The organism is Spiroplasma endosymbiont of Glossina fuscipes fuscipes (assembly GCF_049669535.1).
In the GTDB taxonomy this organism is placed as follows: Bacteria; Bacillota_I; Bacilli_A; order Mycoplasmatales; family Mycoplasmataceae; genus Spiroplasma.
In genome coordinates this window covers 324576-337981 of sequence record NZ_CP187162.1, presented here as the reverse complement: position 1 = coordinate 337981, position 13406 = coordinate 324576, and the positions used below count along the sequence as shown (strand labels likewise).

The window sequence follows — 13406 nt, the reverse complement described above, 5'->3', positions numbered from 1 at the left end:
AAATGGGAAATGAAACATTACAAAAAATTTTACAGAAAAGAGAAATTAAAACAACCGATGATATTATTTTTCGTACAATCTTTGATGTCTTAAGTGCTCTTTTTACCGATGAAAATCACCTTTCAACTTTAAGAAGTGGTTATACTATTAATGATCATCAACAAGTATGATTTCCAAATATTACACTCCCGCAGCGACTTGCAATTGAAATTAAAAAGGGCTATGCCAATTATATGGCTCCTGACGGTCAATATCTTTATCAATTTGATAGTACCAAAGCACTTAGCAAACGAAAAAAAACTTGGTGAACAACAAATTCAAAAGCAAACACAATTTGTCACCTTTGCAAAATTAAATGAAAAAGAAATGGGAATTGGTTATCATTTTGTTGGTATTTTTTGTTTCGATGGTTATACCGATGAAGATTGTCAAACCATGATTTATAAAAAATTGCTGATCTTTATCATTTACCTAATCTAAAACAGTTCTAATTATAAAAAAGAAAAAACCATACTTAATTTTAAGTATGGTTTTAAAAATTATAATTATTATTACGATTTTGTTTTGCTTCTAATCGTTGTTGTTTTGCTTCTTCGCGCGCCATTTTTTTAACACGCCCATAATCAAACGGATCATGCTTTCCTGACCCCGCTTTAATATGCTTACCAAAAATATTAATTTTTCAAGTTCAATTTCTTTGTTTAAATCCCATCATTATCTCCCCTTATAATAAACTATTAAGCCCTATTTCTTTATAATACACGATATTAAATTACTTTTCAATTTTTAAATAAAAAATTCCTAAAATAATAAAAAATTGTTATGTTAAAATCTCAGAACCAGTTTTCGTAATTAAGATTGTATGTTCAAAATGAGCACTGCCTAATCCTAACGCAGAAACGGGGGTTCATCCATCGGATAACATTTTAATTGCCTTAGTACCAATTTGCACCATTGGTTCAATACAAATTGTCATTCCTGCTTGTAACCGCATCCCAGTTCCAACAACCCCAACATTGGGAATCATTGGTTCTTCATGTAAGGCACGGCCAATCCCGTGGCCAGTAAATTCAGTTGGTAAGTAAAAGCCTTCTCCTTCAACATAAGTTTGAATCACCGCCCCAATATCACCAATACGAACATCGGGTTTTAAAATTGCAATTGCTTTTGTTAAAGCAGTTTCCGTAACAGTTAATAATTTAACATGTTTTGGATTTGCTTCATTACCAACAATAACCGTAAAAGCGCCATCACTGTTGTATCCTTTGTAAGCACATCCCGCATCAATAGAAACAAGATCACCCGCTTGGAACGGGACATTGTTAGGAATCCCGTGCACTAAGACAGTATTTAATGAGACACAAATTGCAGCGGGAAAACCATATAATCCCTTAAAATTAGGTTGACAATTATGTGCTGCAATAATTTCTTCTGCCCGTTGATTAAGCATCATTCCTGTTACCCCTGGTTTAATCATTGCTCGTAATTCTTGATGAATTTGTCTTAAAACAGCACCAGCTTGCCGCATGTATTCAATTTCTTGTTCAGTTTTAATTGTAATCATCTTTTAACTCCATTTCTTTTTTTATTTTATCATAAAAAGAAAAAAACTAACGATACTGTTAGTTTTTCTTTTATACTAATTCAATAATCACCATTGGAGCGTTATCTCCTTTGCGATTATCTAATTTTAAAATGCGCGTATAGCCTCCATTACGGTTTTGATATTTTTTTGCAACACCATTAAATAACTTTTGCAATGCTGTTTCTTTTTCATTCGCATCAATATCGCGTAAAAAACTAGCAGCACGACGACGAGCATGTAAGTCTTGACGCTTTCCTAAGGTAATTAATTTATCAACGTGACAACGTAATTCTTTTGCTCGTGTTTCAGTAATTTCTAATCGTTCATTAATAATTAATTCTGTTGCTAAATTACGCATTAAACCATTTCGTCAAGCGGTATTATTTCCTCTTTTTTGTTGGTATGACATAATAAGATTCCTCCTTTCCTAATCACGACGAAAGTGTAAACCTAAATGGGCCACTTTGTCTTTGATTTCTGTTAGTGATTTTTTTCCTAAGTTTCGAATATCTTGAATTTCATCTTCTGTTTTTGAAACCAAATCACGTAGGGTATCAATTTTTGCTCGTTTTAAACAGTTTTGTGAACGCTGCGTAAATTCTAACTCATCAATACTACGGTCTAATTCATCTTCTTCGGTTTCTGTTTCTGATGAAATAATTTGCGTTGCTTTAATTGCGTCATTTAAATTAACAAAGAATTCTAAGTGCTCAGTAATAACCTTTGCCGCCATTGCAACCGCATTAACCGGTGTAATTGAACTATCAGTTTGAATTTCTAATTCTAATTTTTCTAAATCCGCATTTTTCCCAACTTTTGTTGGTTCAACACTATATGCAACACGTTGAATTGGACAATAGTTTGAATCAATCACGATTAAATCAGCATATTTTTTTTCTTTCTTATTGTCCGTAAATGATTTATAACCACGCGAATTACGAGCATGTAATTCTAATTCTAATTCGCCACCTTTAGCAATTGTTGCTAATAATAAGTGTTCATTAATAATTTCAACTCCTGTTGGAACCACTAAATCTTTTGCGTAAACTTCTCCTTCTTTTGAAGAAACAACCTTTAAGATTACTGATTCACCATCTGGAATAATATCTTGGTTAATTTTTAATACTAAATTTTTAATATTTAAAATTATTTTCGTAACATGTTCAACAACGCCGGGAATAGCCGTAAATTCATGCGAAGCCCCTTTAATGCGAACCGCAAAAACAGCAGCCCCTGGTGTTGCTGATAACAATGTTCGGCGTAAGGCATTCCCCAATGTCACCCCAAACCCTCGTTCTAAGGGTTCTACTAAAAACTTTCCATAATTATTTGCTTTATCTTCTGCTTGTAATTTAAATTCTGGTCTAATAAATTGTTTCATCGCCTAATCCTTCTCCTATCCTCTTGGTCTTTTTGGTGGTCTTGCCCCATTATGAGGAATTGGCGTTACATCTTTAATTGAAGTGATTTCTAATCCAATTGCTTGAATACTACGGACCGCAGCATCCCGCCCTGGACCTGGTCCTTTTACTTCAACTTGAACACTATTCATTCCGTGTTCTTGACTTGCTTTACCAGCAGCTTCAGCAACCATCTGCGCCGCATAAGGCGTTGATTTCTTACTTCCTTTAAAACCCATTGCTCCTGCTGATGATCATGAAATTACATTACCTGCTTCATCGGAAATTGTAACGATTGTATTATTGAAAGTTGAATGAATATGCGCAATTCCTTTTAGAACATTTTTCTTAACTTTTTTCTTATTCGTTGTTTTTTTAACAGCCATAATTCTTCTCCTTATCCATTATTTTTTCTTATTAGCAACCGTTTTACGTGGTCCTTTAACCGTACGAGCATTTTGCTTTGAAGATTGTCCGCGTGCTGGTAAGCTTTTACGATGACGCATCCCACGATAACTCCCAATTTCCATTAATCGTTTAATATTTAAAGCAACTTCACGTCGTAAGTCACCTTCGGTTTTTAGTTTTGCAATTTCATTCCTAATTGTTGTTAATTCATCTTCTGATAAATCTTTTACACGAATATCTTTTGATATTTTTGCTTCTTTTAAAATTTTTTGTGATTGTGATTTTCCAATTCCATAAATGTAAGTTAATGCAATTACAACGCGCTTATCATTTGGAATATCCACTCCGCCAATACGTGCCATTTTCTTCCCATCCTTTCTTAACCTTGTCGTTGTTTATGTTTTGGTTGTGAACAAATTATCATCACACGCCCTTTTCTTCTAATTACACGACATTTGTCGCAGATTTTTTTAACTGATGATCTTACTTTCATCGTGTATTCTCCTTTACTAAAGTTTTCTTTTGTTATCCTTTTATTTATGTCTAAAAATAATCCGCCCACGTTCTAAGTCATAAGGTGACATTTCGACAACTACTGCATCCCCGGGTAAAATGCGAATGTAATTCATCCGGATTTTACCCGAAACGTGAGCTAAAATAACTGCCCCATTTTCTAATTTCACCTTAAACATTGTATTTGGTAATACTTCTAAAATTGTTCCTTGTACTTCTAATAAATCAGTTTTGGCCATTTTATCTATTACCTCCAATCCCCGTTATTTTAGAACTGCCATAATTTGATCTCATACAGCATGTCCTTCCATATCAGCATCAATAACGGTTAGTACTTGCTGGTTCAAATAATACTGTACTAAAGGTGCTGTATCATTTTGATAAGCTGCTAACCTAATCTTAATTTTTTCTTCACTATCATCTTTACGTTGTACTAATGGTGTTTGATCATCATCACAAACTCATTGTACTTTTGGTGGAAACGCCGTTTGATGATACGTACGTCCACAAGCTGGACAAGTTAACCGTCCAACAATTCGATCAACCAATTTTTTTTCATCAATTTCAAAATATAAAATATGATCAATTTTACTATTTAACTTTTGTAATAACTGGTCTAATTTTTCTGCTTGCGTAATTGTCCGCGGAAAACCATCTCAAATTAAATCACCACTGATTGTTTGCAAATGTTGTTCTACCATTTGAATCATTAAATCATCAGGCACTAATTTCCCTTGCTCTGAATACTGTTGGCAAAGCAACCCCAATGATGTTTTCCGGTCAATATTATCACGAATAATATTTCCCGTCGAAAGATGCGTAAAGCCAAATTGTTTTACTAAATGCTCAGACTGGGTTCCTTTCCCACTACCTGGCGCTCCTAACAAAATAATGTTTCGCATGTTTGTCCACTGGCTTTCTATCATAAGTATGAATCTTTTGTTTCATCTTCTAATTTTTGTGACTTTTTGTCAATAAAAGCTTGTTGGGTAATACGACCTTTAACTTGACGCATTGTTTCTAGCGCAACTGACACCATAATAATTAATCCTGTTCCCCCAATTGCTAACGCACTTGGTAATGATGTTAACTTACTAATAACATATGGTAAAATCGCAATTGCCGCTAAAAAGAATGACCCCAAAATACTTAAACGATTAATTGTTCCTTTAATGTATTTTTCGGTTTCTTTCCCAGGACGAACCCCCGGAATAAAGGTTCCGGCCTTTTGAAAGTTTTCCGCAATCTTCTCTGGATTCATCTGTACTTGTGAATACAAGAACGTAAATAAAATTGTTAACACAGCATAAATGATAATTCCTGGCCATGTACTAAACGATAAGTAATTATTCGTAAATTGGACAAAGCCATTGGTTGGATTGCTAACACTAATAATTTGAGCGACAGTAATTGGCGCTGAAATTAATGCTGAGGCAAAAATAACTGGAATAACTCCTGCGGAATTAATTTTTAAGGGTAAGAAAGGACGATTATTTTCATCACCCGAGGCTAACCCACTTCCGGTTTGCTGAATTGGTAATTTACGTTCTGATTCATTTAACATTACAACGAACAGAACCACTAATAAGAACATTACAACATAAACTAAGAATTTTAAAATTCCAGTAAATAATAAGTTAATATCTTCTTGTCCTGAAATTCAAAACTTAAATGTTGTTTGTAAATTGTTTGGTAATTGTGCAACAATCCCAGCAAAAATAATTAACGAAACTCCATTCCCAATTCCTTTAATTGTCATTTGATCCGCTAATCATAACATTAACATTGTCCCGGCAATTAAAGCGGTTGGTACTAATAAATAATAGAAGATTGGACTTCCTGTTCCAAAATCAGATGAATCTCATTTTGGTGAAATGATTCCTTGGTTTGCCATAGTAAAAATTGTTGCAATTCCTTGCATAATTGCAAAAGGAATTGTTAATCATTTTGTTAAACGATCTAATTTTTTACGCCCGCGCTCCCCACTCTTCGCTCAACGTGATAGAGGGGGAATAACGTCCGTTGATAACAACTGCACAATAATTGAAGCAGTAATATATGGTGAAACTCCTAAAGCTAAAATTGAAAACTTCCCAAGCGTTCCTCCTCCCAACATTGAAATCAAACTAAAGAACTGATCATTGTTTGATAAATCTTGGAAGTTTTGTGAAATTGTCACACCTGGGACTGTTAAATAACTTCCCAAGCGAATTAAAACTAAAACTAATAAGGTAAAGCCAATTCGTTTCATCAAATCTTTATTTTTAACAAAGAAATTTGATGATTTAACAATATCAACATCACCATTTTTACGGGTTGCTTTTCTTTTTTTCACCTTAGTTTTCACTATATTACCTCCACTTTTCCTCCAGCTTTTTCAATTGCTACTTTTGCAGTTTGTGAAACTTTGTTAACTTTGACATTAACACTCTTAGATATTGTACCATTCCCTAAGATTTTAATTAATTCTTTTTCATTTTTTAGCACTTTTTTTGCAACTAATGTTTGATGGTTAACATCATTTAAACCTAGTTTTTCTAAATCATTTAAATTTAATAAAACATAAGTTTTTGTTGAAATGTTAGTAAACCCAACTTTTGGTAACCGACGAAAGATCGGTGTTTGTCCCCCTTCAAAACCAGGGCGAACTCCACCTCCAGTACGAGCATTTTGCCCCTTATGACCTTTCCCTGAAATTTTTCCAAGTCCTGATGAAGTTCCTCGTCCTAAACGTTTTTTACTGTGACGAGCCCCTTCGGTATATTGTAATTCGTTTAATTTCATCTTCCTTACCTCTTATCCTTGTAATTCTTCGGGGGTTTTACCACGTAATTTAGCAATTTGTTCAACTGTTCGTAAATTGCGTAAACCATCTAATGTTGCTCTAATCATATTAATTGGTGTATTTGATCCTAATGATTTTGTATAAACATCTGCTAAACCTGCTAGTTCAATTACTGCCCGCGCTGGTCCCCCGGCAATAACTCCGGTTCCTTTTCGCGCTGGTTTAATTAAAACCTTGCCGGCTCCAAAATGACCAATAATTTCATGGGGAACTGTTGTTCCAACTAAAGGCACTTTTACTAATTGTTTTTTTGCTTCTTTAATTGCTTTTTTAATTGCATCAGGAACTTCATTTGCTTTTCCAGTTCCAAACCCAACACGACCTTTTTTATCACCAATAACAACAACTGCCGCAAAACGGAAGTGACGTCCTCCTTTAGTAACTTTTGTCACACGACGAATTGCTACTACTTTTTCTTCAAACATATTATCCTCACCACGACGATCAAAGTTTCGTTCTGAACGTTGATGTGGTTGGCGAGGATTATTTCGTGAAAAATCGCCTTTTGGTGGTTGCCCTGATGTTGATGTCCCAGTATTTGGTGTTAAACCTGCTTTATTCTCTGCCATATTTTCTTATTGCTCCTTTTAAAATTTTAATCCTGCTTCACGCGCAGCTTCTGCAAATGCTTTTACTTTACCATGGTATAAATACCCACCACGATCAAATACTACCGTTGTAACTTTTTTATCAAGTGCTTTTTTTGCAATATCAGTTCCAACTTTTTTTGCTGCAACAATATTGCTTGTTGATTTTAAATCTGCCATTTTTAATGTTGAGACAGCAACAATTGTTGTTTGCTTAACATCATCAATTAATTGGGCATAGAAATGCCCATTTGACTTGAACACATTTAAACGGGGAATTGCAGAAATACCATTAATTTTTGCACGAACACGGAAATGTCTTTTTTTACGTTTTGCGCTTCGACTTTGACTTTGTGAATTTACCATTGTTGTTCTTCCTCTCTTCTGCTATTTACCAGCAGATTTCCCTTCTTTGCGAATAATATGTTCATATTTGTATTTAACACCTTTTCCTTTGTAAGGTTCAGGTTTACGATAATTTCTAATGTTAGCTGCTACTTCCCCAACTAATTGTTTTGAAATTCCTTCAACAACAATTTGTGTTGGCTTGGGAAGGGTAATGGTAATTCCTTGTGGAATTTTATATTCAATTGGATGTGAATATCCTAAGTTTAAGGTTAATTTATCACCTGCTAAAGCAGCACGATAACCAACCCCATTAATTTCTAATTCTTTTTTGAAACCTTTGCTAACACCTTCCAACATTCCTTGAATTAAAGAATTGATGGTTCCGTGTAGTTGCTTACTATGTTTCACGTCATTTGCTCTTTCTGTTGTCACAATGCCATCTTTTGCGTTAACTGTAATAACACTTGGAATTGCTTGTTCTAATTGCCCTTTTGTACTTTTGACAATAACATTGTTTGGTTGAATTGTTACTTCGACACCTGTTGGAATTTTTAACTCTCTATTACCAATTCGAGACATTTTTCTGTTTTCCTTTAAAGTTTGCTATCAAATATAAGCAATAACTTCCCCACCTAAGTGAGCATGTTTTGCTGCTTTGTCAGTCATAATTCCTTGGCTTGTTGAAATAATTGCAATTCCCATCCCATTTAAAACTTGAGGTACTTTTTCAACGGTTACATAAACTCTTAATCCTGGTTTTGAGATTCTTTTTAATCCTGAAATAACTTTTGTTTTTCCTTTGTATTTTAAAGTTAAACTTAATTCTTTTTTCACATCTCCTGATACTTTAAAATCTTCAACGTAACCTTCTTCTTTTAAAATCTCAGCAATTCTTACTTTCATTTTACTTGAAGGCATGTTCACACTTTTGTGTAAACGTTGGTTAGCGTTTCGAATTCTTGTTAACATATCAGCGATTGTATCAATCATCATAATTAATTAGTCTCTCTTTCTATCATGAAGCTTTTCTAACCCCAGGAATTTGTCCTTTGTATGCTAAAGTTCTAAAACATAAACGACATAAATTAAATTTACGTAACACAGCATGAGGTCGCCCACAGTTTCCACAACGAGTATAACCTCTTACCTTGAATTTTGGATGGCGTTGTTGTTTAACTTTTAATGATTTTTTGGCCATATTTCTTTCCTCCTATTTTTTAAATGGCATTCCCATTTTGACTAATAATGCATGAGCGTCGCTATTATTAGTTGCATTTGTGACAATTGTGATATCCATTCCGCGAATTTTTTTAACTTTATCATAGTCAATTTCGGGAAAAATAATTTGTTCTTTAATTCCTAGGGTGTAATTTCCACGCCCATCAAAAGCGTCTAAACTAACTCCACGGAAATCTCTTACTCGTGGTAAAGCAATATTAATTAGTTTATCTAAAAACTGATACATTTTTTTACCACGTAATGTAACTTTTGCTCCAATTGGCATTCCTTCACGTAATTTGAAGGCCGCAATTGAACCTTTTGCTTTGGTAACAACTGGATGTAACCCAGTAATTAACGCTAATTCATTTGTAATATCTTCGATTACTTTACTATTTTGTGCTGCATCGCCAGCTCCCATGTTAACAACAATTTTTTTAACAACAGGAACTTGCATAATTGACTGATAACCTTGCTCTTTGAATAACTCTTTAACAATTACATCTTTATATTTTTTTTCTAAATTAACATTCATTATTAATAATTATTCCTTTCTTTACGCTAAATGCGCTTTTGACTTACGAGCAATGCGGACTTTTTTACCACTATCAGCAACTTGATAACTGATTTTAGTAATTTCTTTTTTGTTCTTTGGATCAATTAATGCAACATTTGAAATATGAATTGAAGCAGAAACTTGTTGAATTCCTCCTTCTGTGTTATCTTGTGAAGGTTTAACATGTTTAATGTTGGTAATTCCTTCAATTACAACACGATTTTTTTCACGTAAAACACGGATGATTGGTCCTTCAGTCCCTTTGTGTTTTCCCGTTACAACTTTGACTAAGTCACCTTTTTTAAATTTAACTTTACTCATAACTTAGTCCCTCCTATAATACTTCTGGTGCTAATGATGCGATTTTTCCAAATCCAGCATCCTTAACTTCACGGGCAATTGGACCAAAAATACGTGTTCCCCGTAGTGTTTTATCGTCTTTAATTAAAACTACTGCATTTTCTGAAAATTGAATTTGTGTTCCATCGGTTCTTTTTAATCCGCGTTTTGTGCGAACAATAACTGCTTTAACAATTTGCCCTTTTTTAACAATTCCACCGGGAGTGGCCTTTTTAATGGTACATATAACAATATCCCCAATATTAGTAAACTTACGTCATGAACCACCTAAGTTTTTAATTACTAACACTTCTTTTGCTCCGGAGTTATCGGCAACTTTTAATCTTGATTCTTGTTGGATCATTTTCTTTTCCTCTTCTTAATTAACCAATTGCTTTTTCAATAACTTCAATTAAACGAAAGTGTTTAGTTTTTGATAAAGGTCGTGTTTCCATAATACTTACCTTATCACCAATATGTGCTTGTTCGAGTTCATCGTGTGCTAAATATTTTTTTGAATATCTAACACGTTTCTTATATAATGAGTGGTTTTTGTATGTTTCAACTAAAACAGTAATTGTTTTTTCACTTTTATCTGAAATAACGCGGCCTTGTAGCACTTTTCGACTATTTCTTTCCATTATTTTTTCCCTGTCCCTTTCTTAGTGGTTGTTTTATCATCGGCTTTTTTTGTTGTTTTTCCTACAGTTAAAATTTTATCACGGTTTTCTTTTCAATTTGTCCCATAAGTATACTCTGATGCTTTTGGGTCTTTTGCTTTTAAATCTAAATTGATTTTAACACCTGTGCCGCGACCTTTTGCAGTTCCGATTGAAATTGAACTTTTCATTGCGGCTAATTTTTCTTTAGCATTAAGTTCCACATCTTTTTTTGCAGTATTAGTTCCTGCTGCTTTTTTTGTTACTTTTGACACTTCAATTTCTGCTTTTGCCGAAGTAACTGATTTAACGGTTACTGTTGATTTATTACTTGTTGTTGGAGCAGCTGGTTTACTTGCTGCTTTTGCTGCTTCGTTCTTTTTAATTAAAGATTTTAAAGCAGCATCTTTTGCCCCTGCTGGTTTAGCAGATTCTTTCTTTGCCACAGGGGTTTTTGAAGCTGCTATTGGCGTTGCTTTCACCCTTGGTGCTGCTTTTGACGCCGCTTGGTCAGGTTCTTTCTTTGCCACAGGGGCTACTGATTTTTTGTCCGCTGGTTTTTTTACCACTGGCTCTGTTGTTTTTTCAGCAGCTGATTTACTTTCTTTCAATGGTGCTACTGATATTTTAGCCGGCGCTGGCTCAACTTTTTTTGTTGTCTCTGCTTTTGGCGCTGCTGATTTTTTGTCATCCGCTTGAGCAGATGTTTCAAGATTTACTGCTTCATCACTTATTTCCATCGCATCAGTTAATGGTAAATCCATTAAACTTGCCATGTTATCTTCTGAAGCTTCTTGTGCTGCCATTATTTCATCAATTTTAGCTTTGCGTTGTTTTGCAAATTCCTGTGATTCTTTTTCAATTTTAGCGTATGTTTCACTTAAATTAATTTTGACATTAATTGCCGTGTTTTCACCAGCTTTTTTACGAGAAGATAAGATTGTTAAAATGCGAGCAATTTGCTTTCTTAATTCAGGAATGCGATGTGGTTTTTCCAAGTTTCCCATAGCTGATTGAAATCTTAAAGCAAATAATTCAGCGCGTGATTCTTCTTCCATTTTTTTTAACTCTTCAACTGATTTTTTGTTTAAATCATTCATCTTACTCTTCTCCTTTTTTTATAATCTTACATCTCACCGGTAATTTATGCATTGCTAAACGTAACGCTTCACGGGCTGTTTCTTCTGAAACTCCTGCCACTTCAAACATAACAGTTCCCGTTTTAACTACTGCTACTCATTCTTCTGGTGAACCTTTTCCTGATCCCATCCGTACTTCTAATGGTTTTTTGGTTTTTGCCATATGGGGAAAAATTCTAATTCAAACCTTTCCTCAACGTTTCATATAACGAGTCATGGCAATCCGTGCTGCTTCGATTTGACGGTTTGTAATTCATACTCCGTCTAGTGATTGTAATCCAAATTCTCCAAAATCAACCTTAGTATTCCCTTTTGCTTTTCCTTCGTATTTAATCCGATGTGGACGACGATATTTCGTTCTTTTTGGTACTAACATTATTTTGCCTCCTTAGGAGCAGAATGTGATCTTGGTGGATACTCACGACGATTATTATTTGAACGATCAAAATCTCTTCGTTCAAATTTTGGTTTTTCATCACTAGTTGTGACTAAATCTTTACTTAAAATTTCACCTTTACAAATTCAAACCTTAACACCAATTTGACCATAAGTTGTCAAAGCTTCAACCAAAGCATAATCAATATCACTACGCAAAGTAGCTAATGGCACTGTTCCTTCGGTATATCCTTCGGTACGAGCCATATCAACGCCACCTAAACGTCCTGCGACAGAAGTTTTAATCCCTTGAGCACCAGCTTTCATTGCTTTTTTAATTGCTAACTTTTGCACAGTTCTAAATGATGCACGATTAACAATTTGTTCCGCAATTGTATTTGCGACTAATTGTGCATCAGTATCAGGGTTTTTAATTTCAACAACATTAATTTTTACTTCCATTTTACGATCACCAATTGTAACTCTTACTAGTTTTACTAATTCTGCGATGTTTTTTCCTTCTTGCCCTAAGACAACACCAACACGAGCAGTTCTAATAAAGATAACAATTTCTTTTTTTGTTCGCTCAATTTCAATTTTAGAAACACTAGCTCCTTTTAATTTTTTCATTAGAGCTTTTCTAATTTTGATATCTTGATGCAATCAATTCACATAATCTTGCTTTTCAGCATATCATCTTGAATCTCATGTTTTAATAACTCCAACACGTAATCCAGTTGGACTAACTTTTTGACCCATATCTTGTTATCTTCCTTTCTTATTGCTGTCCATCACTAACAGTAACTGTGATGTGACTTGTTCTCTTTAAAATTTCATATGCTCGTCCGTGGGCACGAGGACGGAATCGTTTTAATGTTGGCCCTTCGTTAACGAAGATTTCTTTAATAAATAAGCGATCAGCATCCAACCCATTATTGTTAACAGCATTTGCTACTGCTGACTTTACTAATTTTTGAACTGGTACTGATGATTTTTTGTTTGTGTTGTTAAGAATAACTATTGCGTCTCCCACTTTTTTGTTACGAATTAAATCGGCAACCAATCTAACTTTTCGTGGCGATATTCGAATACTTCTTAAGTTTGCTCTTACATCCATTTATATAATACTCACTTTCTGAATTTAATTATTTTTTCTTTTTCTTATCATCGCCATGGCCACCAAATTTTCTCGTTGGTGAGAATTCTCCTAATTTATGACCAACCATATCTTCAGTAACATAAACGGGAATATGTTCTTTCCCGTTATGTACGGCAAATGTATGACCAACAAATTCAGGGAAAATAACGCTTCTTCTTGATCAAGTCTTAACAACTTCTTTTTTATTTATTGCATTTAATGCTTCAACTTTTTTTTGCAAATGTTTATCAACAAATGGTCCTTTTTTTAAACTTCGTGACATTGTTGTACCTCCT

26 protein-coding genes and 1 pseudogene are annotated in these 13406 nt (G+C 34.2%); 2 read left to right on the top strand and 25 right to left on the bottom strand.

Going from position 1 to position 13406, the window contains the following annotated elements; all coding sequences use genetic code 4:
- Positions 1–2 precede the first annotated feature (2 nt).
- Together ACOBWH_RS02070 and ACOBWH_RS02065 are read left to right on the top strand one after the other, a co-directional pair.
- Positions 3–236, top strand: a pseudogene (locus tag ACOBWH_RS02070) (hypothetical protein); the annotation flags it as partial.
- On the top strand, positions 151–480 hold the full coding sequence (locus ACOBWH_RS02065) for a hypothetical protein (protein ID WP_424527375.1): 330 nt from the start codon (positions 151–153) through the stop codon (positions 478–480). The pseudogene ACOBWH_RS02070 and the gene ACOBWH_RS02065, both read left to right, overlap by 86 nt.
- A 52-nt stretch (positions 481–532) precedes the next feature.
- On the opposite strand, the gene ACOBWH_RS02060 is transcribed toward ACOBWH_RS02065, so the two are convergent.
- From ACOBWH_RS02060 to rpsS, 25 genes are all read right to left on the bottom strand, one after another.
- The gene (locus ACOBWH_RS02060) at positions 533–715 is read right to left on the bottom strand and encodes a hypothetical protein (protein WP_231918058.1); all 183 of its coding nucleotides are present in this window, start codon (positions 713–715) and stop codon (positions 533–535) included.
- Between the two features lie 105 nt (positions 716–820).
- Positions 821–1564, bottom strand: coding sequence for a type I methionyl aminopeptidase (gene map / locus ACOBWH_RS02055; RefSeq protein ID WP_424526855.1), 744 nt, complete (start codon positions 1562–1564; stop codon positions 821–823).
- Between the two features lie 70 nt (positions 1565–1634).
- Positions 1635–1994, bottom strand: coding sequence for a 50S ribosomal protein L17 (gene rplQ / locus ACOBWH_RS02050; RefSeq protein WP_424526854.1), 360 nt, complete (start codon positions 1992–1994; stop codon positions 1635–1637).
- An 18-nt stretch (positions 1995–2012) separates the two neighbouring features.
- On the bottom strand, positions 2013–2966 hold the full coding sequence (locus ACOBWH_RS02045) for a DNA-directed RNA polymerase subunit alpha (RefSeq protein ID WP_424526853.1): 954 nt from the start codon (positions 2964–2966) through the stop codon (positions 2013–2015).
- A 15-nt stretch (positions 2967–2981) separates the two neighbouring features.
- Entirely contained in the window at positions 2982–3371 is a 390-nt protein-coding gene (gene rpsK / locus ACOBWH_RS02040; protein ID WP_070406476.1) for a 30S ribosomal protein S11, read from the bottom strand.
- 18 nt (positions 3372–3389) lie between these two features.
- Positions 3390–3755, bottom strand: coding sequence for a 30S ribosomal protein S13 (gene rpsM / locus ACOBWH_RS02035; protein WP_424526852.1), 366 nt, complete (start codon positions 3753–3755; stop codon positions 3390–3392).
- A gap of 17 nt (positions 3756–3772) precedes the next feature.
- Entirely contained in the window at positions 3773–3886 is a 114-nt protein-coding gene (rpmJ, locus tag ACOBWH_RS02030; protein ID WP_004028447.1) for a 50S ribosomal protein L36, read from the bottom strand.
- Between the two features lie 40 nt (positions 3887–3926).
- The gene (gene infA, locus ACOBWH_RS02025) at positions 3927–4145 is read right to left on the bottom strand and encodes a translation initiation factor IF-1 (protein WP_040092948.1); all 219 of its coding nucleotides are present in this window, start codon (positions 4143–4145) and stop codon (positions 3927–3929) included.
- Positions 4146–4169: 24 nt separating this feature from the next.
- On the bottom strand, positions 4170–4832 hold the full coding sequence (locus tag ACOBWH_RS02020) for an adenylate kinase (RefSeq protein WP_424526851.1): 663 nt from the start codon (positions 4830–4832) through the stop codon (positions 4170–4172).
- Positions 4826–6253 carry a preprotein translocase subunit SecY gene (gene secY / locus ACOBWH_RS02015; RefSeq protein ID WP_424526850.1) on the bottom strand — a complete coding sequence of 476 codons (1428 nt, stop codon included), beginning with the start codon at positions 6251–6253 and terminating at the stop codon, positions 4826–4828. Before secY ends, ACOBWH_RS02020 begins: the two co-directional genes overlap by 7 nt.
- Complete coding sequence (rplO, locus tag ACOBWH_RS02010) at positions 6253–6690, bottom strand: 50S ribosomal protein L15 (protein WP_424526849.1); 438 nt, start codon at positions 6688–6690, stop codon at positions 6253–6255. The genes secY and rplO overlap by 1 nt, the downstream gene beginning before the upstream one ends.
- Positions 6691–6702: 12 nt before the next feature.
- Positions 6703–7320 (bottom strand): 30S ribosomal protein S5, encoded by a 618-nt coding sequence (gene rpsE, locus ACOBWH_RS02005; RefSeq protein ID WP_424526848.1) that lies wholly within the window; start codon positions 7318–7320, stop codon positions 6703–6705.
- Positions 7321–7338: 18 nt separating this feature from the next.
- Positions 7339–7704, bottom strand: coding sequence for a 50S ribosomal protein L18 (rplR, locus tag ACOBWH_RS02000; RefSeq protein WP_424526847.1), 366 nt, complete (start codon positions 7702–7704; stop codon positions 7339–7341).
- A gap of 21 nt (positions 7705–7725) precedes the next feature.
- Entirely contained in the window at positions 7726–8265 is a 540-nt protein-coding gene (gene rplF / locus ACOBWH_RS01995) for a 50S ribosomal protein L6 (RefSeq protein WP_424526846.1), read from the bottom strand.
- Positions 8266–8289: 24 nt separating this feature from the next.
- Positions 8290–8679, bottom strand: coding sequence for a 30S ribosomal protein S8 (gene rpsH / locus ACOBWH_RS01990; protein WP_424526845.1), 390 nt, complete (start codon positions 8677–8679; stop codon positions 8290–8292).
- A gap of 19 nt (positions 8680–8698) precedes the next feature.
- Positions 8699–8884 (bottom strand): type Z 30S ribosomal protein S14, encoded by a 186-nt coding sequence (locus ACOBWH_RS01985; protein ID WP_070406469.1) that lies wholly within the window; start codon positions 8882–8884, stop codon positions 8699–8701.
- A gap of 12 nt (positions 8885–8896) precedes the next feature.
- Positions 8897–9439: a 50S ribosomal protein L5 gene (rplE, locus tag ACOBWH_RS01980; protein ID WP_424526844.1), complete on the bottom strand. Its 543-nt coding sequence runs from the start codon at positions 9437–9439 to the stop codon at positions 8897–8899.
- 21 nt (positions 9440–9460) lie between these two features.
- The gene (gene rplX, locus ACOBWH_RS01975) at positions 9461–9781 is read right to left on the bottom strand and encodes a 50S ribosomal protein L24 (RefSeq protein ID WP_252156452.1); all 321 of its coding nucleotides are present in this window, start codon (positions 9779–9781) and stop codon (positions 9461–9463) included.
- Positions 9782–9794: 13 nt separating this feature from the next.
- On the bottom strand, positions 9795–10163 hold the full coding sequence (gene rplN / locus ACOBWH_RS01970; protein ID WP_424526843.1) for a 50S ribosomal protein L14: 369 nt from the start codon (positions 10161–10163) through the stop codon (positions 9795–9797).
- A 19-nt stretch (positions 10164–10182) separates the two neighbouring features.
- A complete protein-coding gene (gene rpsQ, locus ACOBWH_RS01965; RefSeq protein WP_424527373.1) occupies positions 10183–10443 on the bottom strand; it encodes a 30S ribosomal protein S17 in 261 nt (86 codons plus the stop codon).
- Positions 10440–11558: a 50S ribosomal protein L29 gene (rpmC, locus tag ACOBWH_RS01960; protein WP_424526842.1), complete on the bottom strand. Its 1119-nt coding sequence runs from the start codon at positions 11556–11558 to the stop codon at positions 10440–10442. Before rpmC ends, rpsQ begins: the two co-directional genes overlap by 4 nt.
- A 1-nt stretch (position 11559) precedes the next feature.
- Entirely contained in the window at positions 11560–11973 is a 414-nt protein-coding gene (gene rplP / locus ACOBWH_RS01955; RefSeq protein ID WP_424526841.1) for a 50S ribosomal protein L16, read from the bottom strand.
- Positions 11973–12731, bottom strand: coding sequence for a 30S ribosomal protein S3 (rpsC, locus tag ACOBWH_RS01950; protein WP_424526840.1), 759 nt, complete (start codon positions 12729–12731; stop codon positions 11973–11975). Before rpsC ends, rplP begins: the two co-directional genes overlap by 1 nt.
- Before the next feature lie 19 nt (positions 12732–12750).
- Positions 12751–13089, bottom strand: coding sequence for a 50S ribosomal protein L22 (rplV, locus tag ACOBWH_RS01945; protein WP_070406461.1), 339 nt, complete (start codon positions 13087–13089; stop codon positions 12751–12753).
- A 28-nt stretch (positions 13090–13117) separates the two neighbouring features.
- Positions 13118–13393, bottom strand: a complete 276-nt coding sequence (gene rpsS / locus ACOBWH_RS01940) for a 30S ribosomal protein S19 (protein WP_424526839.1) — start codon at positions 13391–13393, stop codon at positions 13118–13120.
- Positions 13394–13406 lie beyond the last annotated feature (13 nt).